General features: G+C 35.7%; 21 protein-coding genes and 1 riboswitch. Of the genes, 5 read left to right on the forward strand and 16 right to left on the reverse strand.

Annotated features, from left to right (window positions below; all coding sequences use genetic code 11):
- Window positions 1–14 precede the first annotated feature (14 nt).
- Both MKY60_RS13985 and MKY60_RS13990 read right to left on the reverse strand, forming a co-directional pair.
- Entirely contained in the window at window positions 15–1,226 is a 1,212-nt protein-coding gene (locus MKY60_RS13985) for an NAD(P)/FAD-dependent oxidoreductase (RefSeq protein WP_090567135.1), read from the reverse strand.
- Between the two features lie 357 nt (window positions 1,227–1,583).
- On the reverse strand, window positions 1,584–1,946 hold the full coding sequence (locus tag MKY60_RS13990; protein WP_093494896.1) for a HesB/IscA family protein: 363 nt from the start codon (window positions 1,944–1,946) through the stop codon (window positions 1,584–1,586).
- A gap of 146 nt (window positions 1,947–2,092) precedes the next feature.
- Here MKY60_RS13990 and MKY60_RS13995 point away from each other — a divergent pair, with 146 nt between their 5' ends.
- Complete coding sequence (locus tag MKY60_RS13995; RefSeq protein WP_093494897.1) at window positions 2,093–2,785, forward strand: DUF2225 domain-containing protein; 693 nt, start codon at window positions 2,093–2,095, stop codon at window positions 2,783–2,785.
- A 19-nt stretch (window positions 2,786–2,804) separates the two neighbouring features.
- Here MKY60_RS13995 and MKY60_RS14000 read toward each other — a convergent pair whose 3' ends face one another.
- The gene (locus MKY60_RS14000) at window positions 2,805–3,038 is read right to left on the reverse strand and encodes a NifU family protein (protein ID WP_090567122.1); all 234 of its coding nucleotides are present in this window, start codon (window positions 3,036–3,038) and stop codon (window positions 2,805–2,807) included.
- An 82-nt stretch (window positions 3,039–3,120) separates the two neighbouring features.
- Here MKY60_RS14000 and MKY60_RS14005 point away from each other — a divergent pair, with 82 nt between their 5' ends.
- The gene (locus MKY60_RS14005; protein ID WP_340930211.1) at window positions 3,121–3,444 is read left to right on the forward strand and encodes a YuzD family protein; all 324 of its coding nucleotides are present in this window, start codon (window positions 3,121–3,123) and stop codon (window positions 3,442–3,444) included.
- A gap of 281 nt (window positions 3,445–3,725) precedes the next feature.
- Here the strand turns inward: MKY60_RS14005 and MKY60_RS14010 are convergent, their stop codons facing one another.
- The 4 genes from MKY60_RS14010 to MKY60_RS14025 all read right to left on the reverse strand — a co-directional run bounded on the left by MKY60_RS14010 (window position 3,726) and on the right by MKY60_RS14025 (window position 6,339).
- The gene (locus MKY60_RS14010; protein WP_241599498.1) at window positions 3,726–4,151 is read right to left on the reverse strand and encodes a spore coat protein; all 426 of its coding nucleotides are present in this window, start codon (window positions 4,149–4,151) and stop codon (window positions 3,726–3,728) included.
- Window positions 4,152–4,190: 39 nt separating this feature from the next.
- Entirely contained in the window at window positions 4,191–4,712 is a 522-nt protein-coding gene (locus tag MKY60_RS14015) for a spore coat protein (protein ID WP_269915738.1), read from the reverse strand.
- A gap of 138 nt (window positions 4,713–4,850) precedes the next feature.
- Window positions 4,851–5,054, reverse strand: a complete 204-nt coding sequence (locus MKY60_RS14020; protein WP_093494900.1) for a spore coat protein — start codon at window positions 5,052–5,054, stop codon at window positions 4,851–4,853.
- Window positions 5,055–5,271: 217 nt separating this feature from the next.
- The gene (locus MKY60_RS14025; protein WP_340930213.1) at window positions 5,272–6,339 is read right to left on the reverse strand and encodes an NAD(P)/FAD-dependent oxidoreductase; all 1,068 of its coding nucleotides are present in this window, start codon (window positions 6,337–6,339) and stop codon (window positions 5,272–5,274) included.
- Window positions 6,340–6,466: 127 nt separating this feature from the next.
- Between MKY60_RS14025 and MKY60_RS14030 the strand changes: the two genes are divergently transcribed.
- Entirely contained in the window at window positions 6,467–6,703 is a 237-nt protein-coding gene (locus MKY60_RS14030) for a YuzB family protein (protein WP_090567114.1), read from the forward strand.
- A gap of 28 nt (window positions 6,704–6,731) precedes the next feature.
- Here the strand turns inward: MKY60_RS14030 and MKY60_RS14035 are convergent, their stop codons facing one another.
- On the reverse strand, window positions 6,732–7,496 hold the full coding sequence (locus MKY60_RS14035; RefSeq protein ID WP_340930215.1) for a TIGR01457 family HAD-type hydrolase: 765 nt from the start codon (window positions 7,494–7,496) through the stop codon (window positions 6,732–6,734).
- Window positions 7,483–7,944 (reverse strand): DUF86 domain-containing protein, encoded by a 462-nt coding sequence (locus MKY60_RS14040; protein ID WP_241599490.1) that lies wholly within the window; start codon window positions 7,942–7,944, stop codon window positions 7,483–7,485. Before MKY60_RS14040 ends, MKY60_RS14035 begins: the two co-directional genes overlap by 14 nt.
- Before the next feature lie 84 nt (window positions 7,945–8,028).
- On the opposite strand from MKY60_RS14040, the gene MKY60_RS14045 reads away from it, so the two are divergent.
- A complete protein-coding gene (locus tag MKY60_RS14045; protein WP_090567105.1) occupies window positions 8,029–8,295 on the forward strand; it encodes a DUF3055 domain-containing protein in 267 nt (88 codons plus the stop codon).
- A 148-nt stretch (window positions 8,296–8,443) separates the two neighbouring features.
- On the opposite strand, the gene MKY60_RS14050 is transcribed toward MKY60_RS14045, so the two are convergent.
- The 7 genes from MKY60_RS14050 to MKY60_RS14080 form a co-directional block, all read right to left on the reverse strand.
- The gene (locus tag MKY60_RS14050; protein WP_340930217.1) at window positions 8,444–8,785 is read right to left on the reverse strand and encodes a YutD family protein; all 342 of its coding nucleotides are present in this window, start codon (window positions 8,783–8,785) and stop codon (window positions 8,444–8,446) included.
- 14 nt (window positions 8,786–8,799) lie between these two features.
- Window positions 8,800–9,735, reverse strand: coding sequence for a lipoyl synthase (lipA, locus tag MKY60_RS14055; RefSeq protein ID WP_093494905.1), 936 nt, complete (start codon window positions 9,733–9,735; stop codon window positions 8,800–8,802).
- A gap of 109 nt (window positions 9,736–9,844) precedes the next feature.
- Window positions 9,845–11,404: a Na+/H+ antiporter NhaC family protein gene (locus tag MKY60_RS14060; RefSeq protein ID WP_340930218.1), complete on the reverse strand. Its 1,560-nt coding sequence runs from the start codon at window positions 11,402–11,404 to the stop codon at window positions 9,845–9,847.
- Between the two features lie 80 nt (window positions 11,405–11,484).
- Window positions 11,485–11,667: riboswitch (Lysine riboswitch) on the reverse strand.
- 48 nt (window positions 11,668–11,715) lie between these two features.
- A complete protein-coding gene (gene yunB, locus MKY60_RS14065) occupies window positions 11,716–12,486 on the reverse strand; it encodes a sporulation protein YunB (RefSeq protein WP_093494907.1) in 771 nt (256 codons plus the stop codon).
- 42 nt (window positions 12,487–12,528) lie between these two features.
- A complete protein-coding gene (locus MKY60_RS14070) occupies window positions 12,529–13,902 on the reverse strand; it encodes a bifunctional metallophosphatase/5'-nucleotidase (RefSeq protein ID WP_340930219.1) in 1,374 nt (457 codons plus the stop codon).
- A 176-nt stretch (window positions 13,903–14,078) separates the two neighbouring features.
- Complete coding sequence (locus tag MKY60_RS14075; RefSeq protein ID WP_093494909.1) at window positions 14,079–14,897, reverse strand: sulfite exporter TauE/SafE family protein; 819 nt, start codon at window positions 14,895–14,897, stop codon at window positions 14,079–14,081.
- A complete protein-coding gene (locus MKY60_RS14080) occupies window positions 14,898–15,749 on the reverse strand; it encodes a DUF72 domain-containing protein (RefSeq protein ID WP_090567084.1) in 852 nt (283 codons plus the stop codon).
- 218 nt (window positions 15,750–15,967) lie between these two features.
- On the opposite strand from MKY60_RS14080, the gene MKY60_RS14085 reads away from it, so the two are divergent.
- Window positions 15,968–17,047 (forward strand): FAD-dependent monooxygenase, encoded by a 1,080-nt coding sequence (locus tag MKY60_RS14085; RefSeq protein WP_445678007.1) that lies wholly within the window; start codon window positions 15,968–15,970, stop codon window positions 17,045–17,047.
- Window positions 17,048–17,077: the final 30 nt, after the last annotated feature.

The following is a 17,077-nucleotide window of genomic DNA, read 5'->3' on the forward strand; positions in this document are numbered from 1 at the left end:
ATAGTTTCTTCTAATTATAAACTGAATTTACCTTTTTTCACTACTAGAGGAATTCCGCCGATCATGTAAAGTGCACGATTATCGATTACTTTTTTCATGATTGATGCTTTTGTACCTGTAAGTTTTCTTCCCATTACATCTCCAATTGCATCATGTTCTCCAAGAGAACAAACAGTTCCTTTTAAACTTGGAATAAATTCTTCTGTCGGAGTATCATTCATAAGCGCTACAATATTTTTTGCGACAGTCACTGCTTGTTGCATTGCAATTTGAGCTGTTGGTGGGTATGGACGGTTAACAGCTTCATTGATCATTAGAGCACAATCCCCAACGATGAAGACATCTGGGAATCCAGGAGCTCTCATATCTTTTTCTACTTTAACACGTGCACGCATATTCTCAATACCTGATGATTCGATTAAGCGATTACCACGAACCCCAGCAGCCCATACTACAGTACCAGCTTTAATGAATTCGAATTCTTCTTCGCCTTTTTTAATTTTAACGCCTTCTGGAGTTGCCTCAACTACTGGAGTTCCAATAGAGAATTCAATTCCTTTAGCTTCTAATTGTCTAACTGCATATTCAACTAACTCCGGATCAAATCCTGGTAATACCATTGGAGCTGCCTCTACACAAACTACACGAACTTTATCTTTTGGCACATCGTATTCTTTACAAAGTTCGGGAACACGATTACCTAATTCACCTAAGAATTCAATACCTGAGAATCCAGCTCCGCCTACTACGATTGTTAGACGAGTATCATCTTGTACTTCTTCTGTTGACCATGTTGCAAATTGATATTCAATATGATCACGAATTTGACGTGCAGCATTTACATTAGCAATTGAAAGTGCATATTTATCTAAGCCAGGGATACCGAATGTTTCACCTTCAAAGCCTAAACCAATAACTAAGTAGTCATATGTATACTCACCAGCACTCGTTGTAACTTTTTTAGTATTCACGTCAATAGCATCGACTGTAGCTTTCACAAAGTTTACTTTACTAGAATTGATTACACTTTTCACATCATAACGAACTTGATCTGGACGTAATGTACCAGCTGAAGCTTCATGTAACCAAGTAGATTCGTAATGATAATCATTTTTATTGATTAATGTAATATCGGCTTCATTTGCACCTACTAATTTTTGAAGGTTTACTACTGTAGATAATCCACCATATCCTGCACCTAATACTAGAATTGTTGGTCTTTTCACGAAGATCGCAACCACCTTTTTATATTTTTTGAGAAAAGTTATGACACATAATATACATCATTAAACTCTTCATCTTTGTCTAGTGTTCGACAAAAACTCTTACTTCCTATATTAGACCTTTTCTCATATGATTTCAATACAATGTTATTTTATTGTAAAGGTCTGAAAATACTGTGATTGAGCCTCAATAGACTTATAATTCAACTGATCAAATTCTTACAAAAAATAAAACAAAAACCAAAATAAGCGATATTTTTTACTTCTTAAATTACTATAATCACTGATATAGCAGCAGGAATTTCATATAATTTCGTTAAAAAAGAACATTTCCTATAACAGAAAATGTTCTTTCATATATTAACAACTTTCAGGCGTACCCTCTTTTTTAGCTGTTCTGAATGATGTTCCACAACCACAAGAAGCAATAGCATTTGGGTTTTCTATTGTAAACCCGCCCCCCATTAATGACTCCTTATAATCGATTGTGGTTCCATTGAGTATCGAGGCATCTTCGGTTGAAACTACGATATCTATTCCGTGCTGATGAAGCTCTATATCTTCTTGCTGTTTTTCTTTTTCAAATCCCATTCCATAAGAAAGACCGCTGCATCCACCACCATTTACTGAAACACGAAGGGCAGAGCCTTCTTCTCCGTTATGCGTCATCATTTCTTTTACACGGTAAGCTGCCGCTTCAGATAAAATAACTACTTCGGTCATCTGAATCACCTTTCCTTTCTTATTTATATCATATCAATGTTTTTACTATCTAGACAAGGAAAACCGCTTGAATATTTACTTAGCTTTCAAGACATTTATCAAGTATAATAGAACTATAACGTGGTTGAGTGAAAAGAGGACTAAAGATGGAACTGACTCCCTATTATCAAAAAGACATTGAATGCTTACATTGCAAACAAAAGTTCAAAACAACAAAGGTTCGTTCAAAATTCATAAAAGTTGTATCTCACAATTCGGATTTTCAGCCTATATATGAAAACAAAGAAGTAAACCCTTTGTTATACAACATTTTTGTTTGTGAGCATTGTGGATTTTCATTTACAGATGACTTCACAAAATATTTTGCGCCTGGGGCAAAGGAAATAATCCAAGAACAAATTTCCAATAAATGGACAACTCGATCTCTTGGCAATGAACGAACGATTGAAGAGGGAATTATGGGATATAAACTAGGAATTCTTTCTGGAACACTGAAAAAAGAAAAATTTGTAACTATGGCAGGTTTTGCAATCCGTATAGCCTGGTTATACCGCATACAGGGTAAGCACGAAGACGAAATTCGATTCATGGAAATCGCTAGGGATCGTTATGCTGATTCCTATTCAAATGATGACTACAATGGCACACAAATGTCCGAAACTCGAATGCTATATTTAATAGCGGAGTTATCAAGAAAAATCGGTGATATTGAATATGCTACTCGTTACTTCTCTAAAGTAATTGAGAAACAAAATACGTCCATAGAACCAACCATTATTGAAATGGCAAAAGATCGTTGGCAAGAGATTCGTGCTCAAAAAGAAAAAGAAGCCCTATAAAAGGCTTCTTTTTTATAATTTAAAATACTTGTTCTACTTCCACTACTCCTGGAACCTCTTCCAAAAGTGCACGCTCAATACCAGCTTTAAGTGTAATTGTTGAACTTGGGCAACTGCCACAAGCCCCTAGAAGGCGTAGTTTTACAATACCATCTTCAATATCGACAAGCTCGCAGTCTCCACCATCTCTAAGTAAAAATGGACGCAATTTATCTAAAACTTCTTGAACTTGTTCATTCATTGTATCAGTCATTTCTATCGACTCCTTTCGCTATAATCATTATAATGTGAAGGAAGGAAAAAATCCAATAAAGAATTCTAAGGAGGTCACCATTATGTCGTTTCAATCTTTAAATTTAGAAGTTTATGGAGCAGATGTCGTATGCGCAAGTTGCGTAAATGCACCATCTTCTAAGGATACATATGAATGGCTACAAGCAGCCATCGACCGTAAATTTCCAAATCACCAAGTTACTTTCAGCTATATCGATATCGAAAAGCCAATTGAGAATGAGCGACAACAACTTATTGCCAATCGAATTGCCGACGATGAGTTCTTTTATCCACTTGTGATAGTTAATGATGAAATGATTGGAGAAGGCTATATTCAATTAAAACCAGTCTATGCTGCACTTGAGAAATATGGCTATACAGAATGATTCAATATCAAACGTTCTAGCAGCTTTTTCCAGTAGACATGATTGGACGTAGAATCGATTCACTTTTGAATAGAAATCCATCCACATGCTACTGATTTTATTGTTTCCTAATGCACAAAAAAGTTCGAAACGCTCGGTCTAGAGCATTTCGAACTTTTTCAAAGTGTTTCCCTACTTCTTAAAGTAATGTTTATTATCTTTACGCATAACTTCTCCGAGGATTGTATAGTTTATTTCTCACAAAAAATATATATCCATTATCATTGTTTCTGTCTATTCCATTATAAAATATCTAATTTTGCAATTATTGCTACAAGGATTTGAAGTGAAGCTTGAATGTTAACCGCCACATCAATGTCAGTCGTAGTAACTGTCACATTTCTGGATCCTTCAACAATAGTTCTTTGAGTGTTTCGTTGTCTACTCTTTGTAAATTGCTTAATGTCTTGAACCACAGCTCTACTTTGTTCAGAATCTCCGATAGTTGCAATGATAACTGCCACTATAGCTGCTTGAATCGCTATTTGTAAAGAAACAGCCACTTGTGTATCTGTCGTGTTTACATTAACACCCTCTGAATCCCTAATGATAATTACTTCAAATGAATTTTGCTCAATTTCAGCATCTTGAACACTCTCTTGCGGATCGACCGCATTGTTATTATTATCACAATAATCCAGTGCTCTCCATCTTTCTCTATTCTCCATATCATTCACCTCTATTCGTTTTAAAGTTAAGAACATCGATTAAAGAACATCTAATTTGACAACTAATGCAAGTAATATCTGAAGCATAGCCTCAATATTTACAGCTAAGTCGATATCAGTAGTTGTGATATTTACATCTTTTGAATTATCAATATAGATTCTCTGTCTATTTGTTTGTTCTGAATTGAATTGTTGAAATAATTCTTGTGTTATCGTTTGTCCACGGTCACTATCACCGATTGTAATACTGATTACTAATGCAATAGCTAACTGCAAGCCTACTTGTAATGAAACTGCTGCTTGAGTATCTGTCGTTTGTACTACGACGTTGCATGAATCTTTAATCCATATTAATTCATCAGATTCTTGATCTAAGATTGAAATTTGATCGGCCCCTTGCCCAACTGTTGCATCTAGACTTTCCCTAGTTACCGCATCATTATTTTCGGAAGTATCTTGAACATTTTCTTCATTTCTATATCTCATATCTTCTGCAGACTCTTGGTTATTTCTTTGCTTACATTTCCTACAATCTGGATTTCCACAATTATAACTTGACATATCTACACCCCCTTTTCTTTTCTATATTGCAAGATATGCATTTCCTAATCTATGAGGAACGGCAAAGTTAATTTTTTCAAATAGAAAGACGCCTAATCTTAGGCGTCTTAGAATAAAAGAATATTCATTTCAACTCTATTACTTGTTTGGTTTTTGTTTAACAAATGCTTCCACTTGCTGGGTCAACTCTTCTAACAACTCTTTAATTTCTTGTTTTTGTTCATCTAACAAATTTCCCTTTACACTCTCGATATCGACACCATTTTTTCGGAAAGCATTGTTTACTAGCAAATCAACGACTTTATTAGAAATTTTCTCTGGTTTCTCAGGTAAATTACTCATATATATACCTCCTTTACTTAAAAACTATTTCATATCAGCATATGCAACAATCCGCAAAGGGGAAACTGCTCGAATCACGCACTATTTTTAATAGATACAGAATTTCAGTCTTATTTTATCAAGAAGCAAATTTATCCAAATAAAAAAAGACCCTCTCAATTAAGAGAAGGTCCTTAAACTATAGGTATAAATGATACCTACATAATTACATTATATTTTACCCGTTGTGACGCTTATACATCCAAAGTAAGCCAGATTTCATCAAACGTGCGATCCTTCCAGTAACTGAGATGTCTGCCAAGTATGCAAATCCTTGTTTTTTCCCTAGAGAGCCCATGAACCCTTTTAGTTTGATTTCGGGCATCTTTTCTGGAAGCGGTGCATCTTTCCAGCGTGCTTGAAGTACTTTGACGATTTGCTCAGCTTGTTCTTCCGCTAATTGTGCACTTGGCGCTAATGGTAGAGATGCAGCATCCCCAACGACATATACATTCGGATAGCTTGGTAAATCATGATATTGTGTCAAAATAACACGACCTGTTTTATCTTTTTCACCTGGTAGTGCTCTTACAGGCGCTGCTGGTTGAATACCTGCAGTCCAAACAACTACATCTACAGGAATTACTTCTTCGTGATTGTATAATTTGTTCGGCTCTACTTTTGTAATGTTAGAATTACTAACTACGTCTACATTGTTATTATCAAACCATTTTTGTACATAATTACTTAATCTTTCTGGGAAGTCTCTTAAAACACGCGGACTGCGGTCAAATAACTTGATTGACAAGTCTGGACGGCTTTCACGAAGTTCACTTGCAAGTTCTATTCCGCTAAGTCCCGCTCCCACAATACCTACAACAGAACCAGAAGTTAGTCCCCCAATTTTATTGTAAGTATCTCTTGAACGCCCTATCGTTTGAATACTATAAGTAAACTCATCTGCTCCAGGTACGTTATGATATTTGTCCTCACATCCAAGTCCAATTACTAAATCATCATAAGAAATCGCTTGTCCATCAGCTAGTAAGACTTGTTTGCTTTCTACATCAATTTCTATAATTTCTCCGTAGGTAACTTTTAATTTTTCGTTTTCTGGGAAGGCTACTCGAATACCACTATCCGGAGATGTTCCAGCAGCTAGAGCATAAAATTCAGTCTTTAAACTATGAAATGGTGTTCTGTCTATTAAAGTAATTTCTACATCATCAGGAATATTATTTGGTAATAAGCGAAGTAATATTCGCATATTTCCATATCCCCCACCTAACAATACTAATTTTCGCATAATATTCTCCCTTAAATTTAATGTCATCTCAAATTATAATAGATTGTGATACATTTCACAATAGAACATCTTAATTGACGTTTTCTTTAAAAAAGAGTAGCATGACCATGTAGTGAGGTGAACAGCTGTGAATCCTATGGTTGAATTTTGTATAAGCAACCTTGCAAACGGGTCCCAAGAAGCTTTTGATATATTAGAACAGGACTCTAATTTAGATGTGTTAGAGTATGGTTGCTTGAGTTATTGCTCCCTCTGTTCTGAAACTTTATTTGCCATTGTAAATGGAGAGGTTGTAGAAGCAAATACCCCAAGCGAACTTGTTGCAAACATTTATCAATATATAGAGGACAATCCTCTATTTTAAAAGACTGAGGCTTTGTGCTACAGTCTTTTTATTTTGTCCATTCACTTAATGATTCCAAATAATAGGTAGGTTGCTCCGCTTGAACCTTTACTTCTGCTGTACTATTTACCCCACTATTCACGTGCACTGTATCAATCCCCATATGAATTCCAGTTAAAATATCTGTTTGATAATTATCTCCGATCATAACCATCTCTTCTTTGTCGAAGCCATACTGTTTTTGTATGAACTCTAACATAAATGACTGAGGTTTTCCCATATACAAAGGCTCGACTCCAGTAGAATACTCGACTAACTTTGTAAAAGCCCCATTACCTGGCAAAAACCCTATTTCTGTAGGGAAAGCATGATCACTATTTGTTGATAGAAACGCTGCTCCAGCTCTAACTGAAAGACAGGCAGTAGCCAGCTTTTCATAATTAATGTCACGATCAATTCCAAGAACGACAACATCTGCCATACCTTTAGTAATCGAAATACCTCTCGATTTAAGAGCATCTTCTAATCCAAGTTCACCAATCATAAAAACTTCTTTGTGCGGTATATACTCGCTAATATAATTTGCTGCAGCAATAGAAGATGAAATAATATGTTCAGTATCTACATGAATATCCATAATAGCTAGTTTTTCTTGCAGCTGCTTTTGCGTCATAGAAGAGTTATTTGTAACAAAAAAAGGCTGGATCTCATTGCTTTGTAAATAATGTATAAATTCCACAGCTTCATGAATTGGCGTTTTACCTCTATAGACAGTTCCATCTAAATCAATAAAATATGCTTTATAATTTAACATTAGAATCCTCAGGTAAAAAAGCTGAAACTGGTCCTAATTCGTCTATTAGATATGTTTCTACAGCTTTAGGAAATTCCTTTAAGTATTGTAAATTCTTTACGAGAATTCCTTCTAATTGCTTGTGATCTACCGCATAAAATTGACGAACAAGTACTTTTCTAAAATTTATAACTTCTTTTAAAGGGCCGTCCATTTCAACGGTGATAACTTTTTCATCTGTTAAAATATCGATAATATCATCGTACCCACCTGGATCACGCATAATAAATCCGTCGATCATCGAATTCCCTACATCGATAACAGATTCAATAATATTTTGACCAATTCGCTCGAACGCTAATTTGGATACTTCATCTGCTTGCCAATCTTTTTTTGTCTCTATAATGTTTAACAACTGGTTCATATGTGCCAATGTTAAAGCAATTTTTTTTCTATCTACAAAATACATTGAAAAGCCTCCTAATAGTTGCTCAGTTGATATATACTCCTATTCTATAGTACCATAATTCTATGGTAGGAAGGAGTGTCACTAGTGGAACGATTTTATTTGTACGATGATGTAGAGGATACCAAAACACGATTTGTAGGTTTTACAGGGGAATCCCAAAGATATGATTTAGCTATTTCCCAAAGCTCTCGTTTTTTTGGAAAAGTACTTGTGATGGATATACAATATGGACGGGCAGCTATAATCGGTCCCGATGATGTGGACGAACCAGGCTATCTGGAGCATGTATTTAATAGATCAGAAGAAGAAGCGCTGGAATTAAGAGATTATTTACGCGAGTTATTAAGTTAATATGAGGAGGCTAGTTGTGTTTCCTTACACTTCGGACTTGCTGATAGCCCATAAACTTACTATATTGGCCCTTAAGCCTCGTGCTATAACCCATAAATGTGAGATAAGCGCCCATACATCTTCCAACAACAAAAAAACCTTAAGCAGATCATAATTGATCTTGCTCAAGGTTTTCGTTTACTTCTTTTATTGCTTCTACAGAAACTACTTTTGGTGCTACTCCTATTTTCTTCACGACAAAATAGGCACAGCCAAAATTACAGTATTCATATAAATAATCTTTCATCGTCCCTATTTTCGTATCAAATGTAGCTTTGTGACTACGATCCTCAAAAAAACCTTTAAGACGAAGCTGACCATAACCCCAATCGCCCATAATATAATCGTATTTAGTTAATATTTCACTATAACGATCTAAAAAGGCTTCTTCTTTAAATGCCTCACGAAAATCTTCTATAATCTCATAAGTAAAGCCTTCTGCAACTATCATTTAATCACCATCCATTAGCTATTTGGAGTAGCTAGAAGTTCCTCACCTTGCAATTGTCTTTGCTTAGCCGCAGCGTTAACCTGTTCATCTGCGTGATAACTACTTCTAACAAGTGGACCAGCTTCACAATGTGAGAATCCTTTGCTCATGGCAATTTTGCGCAATTCTCCAAATTCGGCTGGGGTATAGTATTTAAGAACTGGTAAATGCTTTTTGCTAGGTTGTAAGTATTGACCTATCGTCATTATATCTACGTTGTTAGCACGAAGGTCATCCATCACTTCTATTATCTCTTCATGTGTTTCCCCTAAACCTAGCATTAACGATGATTTTGTCGGAATACTTGGTTGCATTTCTTTTGCTCGACGCAGTAATTCAAGGGAACGATCGTATTTTGCTCTTGCACGAACTCTAGGAGTAAGTCTACGAACCGTTTCAATATTATGGTTAAGAATATCTGGTTTTGCATCCATAATATTACGGATATTCTGCTCAATCCCACCCATATCAGAAGGTAAAACTTCAATTGAAGTGAAAGGATTTTTTCGTCGAATCGCACGGATAGTTTCAGCAAAAACCTCAGATCCACCATCTTTTAAATCATCTCGAGCAACTGCTGTAACAACAACATGTTTTAGATTCATAATAACAACCGAATCAGCAACTCTTTCTGGTTCTGCCAAATCCAACTCATTAGGTAGTCCGGTTTTCACTGCACAAAAACGGCATGCACGTGTACAAATAGCTCCTAAAATCATAAATGTAGCAGTTCTACGTGAACCCCAACACTCATGTATATTTGGACATTTTGCTTCCTCACATACTGTATTTAGATTATTTTCACGCATTAACTTTTTAAGACCTTTGTATTCATCATTCGTATTTAACTTGATTTTTAGCCACTCTGGTTTTCTTTGGTACTCTGTTTTCGTTGGTTTACACGATGTCATTTCATCTCGACCCCATTCTAAATAAACTAACTACACTGTTGTCAATGTAACATATTATTTAATTGCAAACAACCATACAAATAACAGAGACTTCCAATTTTAAGATTAGCTAAACTACTCTTTTACTTTTGAGACTCCATATAGAGAAAAATAAGATAAGGATGATGACTACCGTTATAAATCCAAAGATAACGGAACCAGTAAGACCTAGTACTAAATATCCAATTGCAGCAATGACTGCACTAACAATCGCATAAGGTAACTGGGTCATTACATGGTCAATTACGTTAACGCCTGCACCAGTTGCAGACATAATGGTTGTATCAGAAATAGGTGAACAATGGTCTCCAAAAACTGCACCTGCTAAAACTGCTGCTAAAACAGGTAGTAGTAATTCTGGCTCTACTACCATAATGATGCTTGCACCTATTGGCAGTAAAATCCCAAACGACCCCCATGAGGAACCAGTTGCGAAAGCCATAAATGCTGTTAAAACAAATAGTAAGAATGGGATTATCCCTACTGGAATATTATTTTCTGTAACGATTTTAGCCAAAAACTCACCAGTTCCCAGTGCATTGATTAAAAATGAAAGTGCCCAAGCAAATATTAAAATACAAATAGCCGGTAACATTGAATTAATACCAGAAATAACTGCTTTCCCTAGCAATCCAACATTCGCTTCTGGATTTTGTTTGAATTGACGAGTGTATAATAGTATTGCTAATATACTCGATACAATTCCACCTATAAATAATGAAAGTGGTACATCTGTGTTCTCAAAAATAACAAATAAGTTCATCACTTTTCCTGAAGCCTGGTACCCTGTCCAAAACATTGAAGCTAGTGTAACAGCTATTAATGATACAATCGGTAAAATTAAATCATTCACTTTTCCATAATTATTTTCCGGGAAATTACCTTGTAAATCACCTGGATTAGATTTATTTGGATCAAAAAGCACTCCTGTTTCTTTTGCACGTTTTTCATGTTTTTTCATCTCACCTAAATCATTGTCTGTCCATGCTATAAAAAATACCATTGCAAGAGCAGCAATAACATAGAAATTCATCGGGGCCATTATCAGAAATGCCTGAAGTGGTGTATAGTCTGTTACTGCATAAGTAGCGAAAATAACACCTAACTGACTTATTAGAAATGCTCCCCAGCTAGAAACTGGAGAAACTACACAAACTGGTGCTGATGTAGAGTCTATAAAATAAGCTAACTTTGCACGTGATACTCGATGAGAATCTGTAATTGGACGTGCAATCTGTCCAACAGCAAGTGCATTAAAATAATCATCTACAAAAATAATAATTCCTAAGAAGACTGTTAATAGCTTAGATCCACGATTTGTTTTAATACGTTTAACAGCCCATGCTGCAAAGGCAGTACTTCCACCAGATAAGCTGACAATGGCGGTAATTACGCCTAGCATCAATATGAAAGATAATATAAAGATATTGTACACATTTAATCCATTTTCCCAAAACGATGTGATAAAGGAATCCCAAAGAATATTTAATGAGTCAATTGGCGAAAAACTTTCTACTAATAAAGCTGCCGAAACGATTCCGGCCCCTAATGATAGCAAAACTCTCTTCGTAACAAGCACCATTACAATCGCTAGTAATGGCGGTAAAATCGAAAATATCGTATTTTCCAAAACAAATCCTCCTAAATATAAAAAGCCAACCTAATGTATATATAGGTTGGCTTTTAGTTAAAATTTTAAGCATAAATTTTATACTCTGTAGCTCTCCATTTATACTGGTGTATAAATGACAGTGTTATTTTTGTTCAAAATAACCCCAACTAGATTTGTCTCGACGATCAGCATCTAATTTCGGCATAACTTCCTTCCGTTTACAATCACAGTTGTCATTCTCCTGTAAACTACTCTTAAGTCATGCGGCCTCTACCTATTCTTATTCATTTCCACTAGTATATCAGTAAATACTATAATTTTAAGGTTTTTTATTTTTCTGGTAATGGTAATGGAACTTCTATTGATGGAGCTGCATCACCATCGCCACCTGTGTATATATAAGGAACCTGGCCTTGTACAATCCCCATTGCAACAGGTATACTCTGTTCAACTGTACTCATTTTACTTGCTAGAGGAACGATTATTTGTACATTTACTTTAATGTGAATATTGACTTCTACATACGCATTATTAATACCAAATTTTGTAATCGAAGGTACTACATTCGATTGTACATTACCGATGACGTGAAAGCGTATTGGAATTTTCGGGCCTAAATTACCGATAAGGGGAATATTCGTCGCTTGCCCCATTGGCACGAAAAATACGACTCCACCTTGATCCTCCATCGTTTGTTTATCGTACTCGATGTCATCTAAGTAAGGTAGGCTTGAAAAGTCCCCCTGCTCAGCCTGCTCCAAATGGGCCTGAACTAATTGATTTGTATCAGCCAATACACGATTAATTATTTCTGTATTAAATCGTGTAGTTACCATTGTGGTACTATCTGAAGGAACCTCTTCGATTATGTCATTTACATCGAGCGTATTGGAAATTCTTGAGTTAATCGCTTTATTGATTACCATAGATGCTATTTTATTCGTTTGAACTTCTGCATATTGTAGATAGGTAGTAGTCAACTGCTCATTAATATAATAGATGAGACCTCCAACTGATAACAAGAAAGCAGTTAAAAAAATAGCTATTTTACGCTGATTAGTAAAGAAAGCAAATCGTTTTTTTTTCTTTCTATAGAACAAAAACAATCCTCCTAATTACTACATATGTAAGGAGGAGGACTTTCATGACTTATATTCATTTTTTTCTTGCTGTCCATACCATTTCACGATATCACGAATCATCTCCGGCATAAAGTATTGTTTTGGAGCAAACTTTAATGAAGGAAAAAAGTAACCGAAAGTAAACATATCTAAAGTTGCCAATGTATAGATTTTCTCGATTTCAAGAGGTATTTCATTGACTAACACTGTTCCATCTTCCAGCTCTTGAAGCTGTTCATATAGGATTGCTCCAAGATAGTTGCCTCTGAACCCTAGCCCCTTTACTTCAAGCTTTGGCCATTTTTCATTTTTTCCCGTACGAATAACCTCGAGTAGCTCTGCTCCAGTTAATGTAATAACACACGGATTAATCGGGTGAGGCAAACATTGGTGTAAGTCACTTGCAGTAATTGACCCTTGATGAAGATCCTTTAAGAAGATACCCGCCGGAAACATTGCACAGTTTGCATTAGTAAAGGAAAGTAATGCTTTTCCAAAAAAATGAGATAAATCGGATTCCATAAACCATTCCTTCTTTAATCTGGAAGGATTGTAGAAAGCAATACTAGACATTTCAGCTATTCCTTCATTTTCCCAAGCTAACTGCGTATCATTTGCGTTAGAGGGAACTGGCAGTGTTTCTGTTCGAATTAATACCGCTTTCTTAGATTGGATAACCCTTTTCACATGATCAAACTCCAACGTTACAAGTCCAACATTCATACCAAATTTACCTGTCGCTGCTTGCAACGAATTCCCTATTACCTTACCTTCTTCAAAGGCGTGATGTGTATGTGACCCCAAAACTAAGTCTACTTGTGGAATTTCCAAAGAAATTATTTCATCCTGTGACATGCCTAAGTGAGACATACAAATAAGTACATCCACTTGTGGACGAAGTATAGTACATACCTCTTTCAGACGTGGAATCGGATCTTGAACATGCCAACCTAACTTTTCATAATAAATGCCATAATCTGCAGTTGCCGCAACAATTCCTATTTTAATGCCTGTTGGTGTCACATGTATTTTATATGGTAATACCCATGTAGGAATATTCCCTTCCAAATCAGTAAAATTGGATACGATCACTTCAAAATTAGCATCTATGTATAACGCTTCCAAGTCATTATGACTTAAGGTGATTCCCTCGTTGTTCCCAATCGTTACATAATCATATTGAGCGTCATTTAACAGTTGTACATTTCCCTTACCAAGAGTACCTTCTGTAAATATATTAGACCGATCCAAATGATCCCCAATATCTAACGTTAAATAGGAAGCTTCTGAACTATGGTTTTTCCGTCTATCATTGAGAAATTGATGAATAATTGGCCAATTTTCTAGATGACTATGTAAGTCATTTGTATGGTATATATAAATCGTCTCTCTCATTCTTCACCCACCTTAATCAAATAAGAATTGGCATATTTGCGTCCAGATTTTTATTGAGCTCGCTCGATAATTTCTTTAAAAATAGTTACATCCGCCAAAGACCATTAGTTTGTGAACCATCACTGTCACTTGTATATACTTTGCATACATCTCACTACTTATAGAGATGAATAAAGTTAAAGTAGTCCATCTAAAATAGAACGTATACCTAATAATAGAAGTACAATACGTAAAGCCAAAACAAGTGTATCAGAATTCAGCTTTTTGTTTAGCTTTGCTCCTATTTTTGCTCCAATATATGCAGCAGGAATTACTGGAATAGTATACAACCAAGGTACATTGCCTAATGATATATGCGTAACAGAGTTTACCATTGCTGATAAGAATACCATAAACATAGATGTACCAACTGCTACATGTGGGGGGAATAGGAATAATAAAATCATTGCTGGTACGATAATAGAACCTCCGCCTATACCAAATAGACCTGATGCAAATCCAACGCCAAAAGTTAATAATAATGCAAACCAAATTGGATATCCGTAAACATATGAATTATTTCCATCATTAAAGGTTTTCTTTTTCCCATTTTCCACAAACCATCGAACTGGCTTTAAACGATCTCGAACTAATAACAAAGTGGATAAGATAACAAGTAAAATACCAAAATATAAGTTAAAAGAAGGTAAATCCAAGCCCTTATTCACAAACGCCCCTAATATTGTCCCAGGAATACTACCAATAAAGAAAATAAACCCACTTCTAAAGTCGACCGTTTTGTTCTTCATATAAGATAGTGTAGAGGACAATCCTGTGAATATCATCATAATAACAGATAAGCCCACAACACTCTGAGGTGTAATATTTGGTATCAAGCCAAGAGTCGCTCCAAAAAACAGTGTAGCAGGTACTAGAATAACCCCTCCACCAAGACCAACCAAAGCACCGACAATTCCTGAGAAAAGACCACTAACTGCAAGTATAAGCCATTCCATTTAAAAATCTCCTTCAAATAAATCTAATTGTTTTGGAGCAAGCCCTTCAAAATCTATTCCTAGCATGTGCTGGAATGTTTTTGCATTGCTTGCCGCATGGCCACCAGAGTTATTATTAAATAAGACAATAACCTCAGTTGCTTGTTTCTCTAAATCCTCACAAACATTTTTAATAGAAGAAAGTTCTTCATTATTATAATCATATAAGTACCTTACTTCTCTCCACTTAACGTTATTGCCTGGATTCACCCATCCATATGTATTTCTGCCATGCAGTCTTACGAGTACCTTGTTTGTTGTTGCAATAGGAACTAAAGGTATACTCCCCTCACCAGCCTGTGGTTCATCGCAAACACTATGATGAAGATGATTCTCCCTCAAAAACTGGAGTGTGGAAGCTTTGTATTCAGGAGCATACCAGGATTGATGTCGAAACTCAACAACCACATCGAAATCCTTTAACTCTTCTCTAACTTTCCGTATATATTGTACGCTTTCCTTATTGCATTGGAACCAAGGTGGAAATTGAGCAAGTATCATCGATAATTTCCCTGCTTCTTTAAATGGCAAAATCGACTGTCGATACAATTCAAACATTTCCTCGAGCGAACTAAAAGGAAAATCTCCACGCAAATGACCAGTTATTCCCTGATAACACTTCACCACAAATTGAAAATTATCAGGTGTTTCTTTAATCCACTTTAAGCTATTTTTTATTGGTTGAATTGCGTAAAATGCCGCATCCAATTCCACAATGGGAAAGTGTGAACTATAATCTTGTAATCTTTCCTTACCAGATGACACGTACAAGTCCGGATGATCTCCCCAACCAGTTAGGCCGATTTGAATCATTTCATCACCTCGCTATTTATTCAATAATATCATACCATTCAGTTTACTTCAGATATATAAATACCCTTATTTTCTTATTTTAGTCGGATATTCACTGACGAACATTGTATTTAGCCTTGAAAAGATGGATTATAAGCTTTTGTTTCGCTAAAATATACATATGATAATATGAATGACCCATTTTGCTTATTTAATTAGAAACAAAGAGAGGAATTAATATCGTGAAAGTTGATGTATGTATCGTAGGTGCAGGTCCAGGGGGAGCACTTCTTGCTTATTTGTTGGCTAGAAAGAATGTTTCCGTTGTATTAATAGAGCGAACAAATCAAATTGGTAAGACGTTTCGTGGAGAGCATTTAAATGAAGAAGGCGAAGCGATTTTAAAAAAATATAATTTATTTGACGAAGTCGAGAAGCTAGGGCTTTTGAGAATGGAGAAACTTGAGTATTGGCAGAATGGTGAGTTATATAAAACAATTTTAGCAGATTCAGCTATAGGACATCTCGGCATTCATGTACCACAAGCACATTTGTTACAAGTACTAATAACAGCAGCGGAGCAATACCCAACCTTCCATTTAATGCTGAGCACGAAAGTAGATAAACTACTACAAGATGAAGAAGGAACATACACCGGCGTCAAAGCTTCACGCAATGAAGAAATAATAATCATTGAAAGTGAACTTGTTATTGGTGCAGATGGTCGTAATTCGACCGTTCGAAAACAAGCAGATCTAGATGTAACTATCCGTAAACATGGCTTCGATTTGCTTTGGGCAAGAATTCCTGCACCAAAAAATTGGGAACCGACTATTAAAATGGCGCTGATTGAAGATAAACAAATATCATTATTTACACAAGTAAATGGATACATTCAGATCGGTTGGAATATTGAAGAAGGCTCCTTTGTTTCTCTAAGAAAACAGCCCTTTACGCCATTTATCGAACAACTGATACTTGCGTTTCCAGAACTTGAACAAACCGTTCGTGAAAATATCCAATCCTGGAAGGATTTCGTTGTATTAGATGTGTATAGTAGCACTAGTGAAAATTGGGGTAAAAAAGGCCTCGCATTAATCGGTGATGCAGTTCATACAATGACACCAACAGGAGCTTTTGGATTAAATAGTGCATTAAAGGATGCCGATTTTCTAGCAAATTTAATTGATAAAAATACAATTGATCAGCTCAATTTAGCTGATTGTGCAACGACTAGAAAAAAAGAAGTGGCTAAAATTCAAGCAATCCAAATTGAAAAAGAACAATCTTTTGCTTCTCAATTTGTTGTCATGATTTAATTTTTTTTGTTAAACCAGTCAAATGACTGG

It is taken from the genome of Psychrobacillus sp. FSL K6-1415 (assembly GCF_038003185.1).
GTDB classification, from domain to species: domain Bacteria; phylum Bacillota; class Bacilli; order Bacillales_A; family Planococcaceae; genus Psychrobacillus; species Psychrobacillus psychrodurans.

Excerpts from the sequence above, each read along its gene's own strand:
- MKY60_RS13990 (WP_093494896.1), bottom strand. The coding sequence starts at position 1,946 with ATGACCGAAGTAGTTATTTTATCTGAAGCGGCAGCTTACCGTGTAAAA.
- MKY60_RS13995 (WP_093494897.1), top strand. The coding sequence starts at position 2,093 with ATGGAACTGACTCCCTATTATCAAAAAGACATTGAATGCTTACATTGC.
- MKY60_RS14000 (WP_090567122.1), bottom strand. The coding sequence starts at position 3,038 with ATGACTGATACAATGAATGAACAAGTTCAAGAAGTTTTAGATAAATTG.
- MKY60_RS14005 (WP_340930211.1), top strand. The coding sequence starts at position 3,121 with ATGTCGTTTCAATCTTTAAATTTAGAAGTTTATGGAGCAGATGTCGTA.
- MKY60_RS14010 (WP_241599498.1), bottom strand. The coding sequence starts at position 4,151 with ATGGAGAATAGAGAAAGATGGAGAGCACTGGATTATTGTGATAATAAT.
- MKY60_RS14015 (WP_269915738.1), bottom strand. The coding sequence starts at position 4,712 with ATGTCAAGTTATAATTGTGGAAATCCAGATTGTAGGAAATGTAAGCAA.
- MKY60_RS14020 (WP_093494900.1), bottom strand. The coding sequence starts at position 5,054 with ATGAGTAATTTACCTGAGAAACCAGAGAAAATTTCTAATAAAGTCGTT.
- MKY60_RS14025 (WP_340930213.1), bottom strand. The coding sequence starts at position 6,339 with ATGCGAAAATTAGTATTGTTAGGTGGGGGATATGGAAATATGCGAATA.
- MKY60_RS14035 (WP_340930215.1), bottom strand. The coding sequence starts at position 7,496 with ATGTTAAATTATAAAGCATATTTTATTGATTTAGATGGAACTGTCTAT.
- MKY60_RS14040 (WP_241599490.1), bottom strand. The coding sequence starts at position 7,944 with ATGTATTTTGTAGATAGAAAAAAAATTGCTTTAACATTGGCACATATG.
- MKY60_RS14050 (WP_340930217.1), bottom strand. The coding sequence starts at position 8,785 with ATGATAGTTGCAGAAGGCTTTACTTATGAGATTATAGAAGATTTTCGT.
- lipA (WP_093494905.1), bottom strand. The coding sequence starts at position 9,735 with ATGACATCGTGTAAACCAACGAAAACAGAGTACCAAAGAAAACCAGAG.
- MKY60_RS14070 (WP_340930219.1), bottom strand. The coding sequence starts at position 13,902 with ATGAGAGAGACGATTTATATATACCATACAAATGACTTACATAGTCAT.
- MKY60_RS14075 (WP_093494909.1), bottom strand. The coding sequence starts at position 14,897 with ATGGAATGGCTTATACTTGCAGTTAGTGGTCTTTTCTCAGGAATTGTC.
- MKY60_RS14080 (WP_090567084.1), bottom strand. The coding sequence starts at position 15,749 with ATGATTCAAATCGGCCTAACTGGTTGGGGAGATCATCCGGACTTGTAC.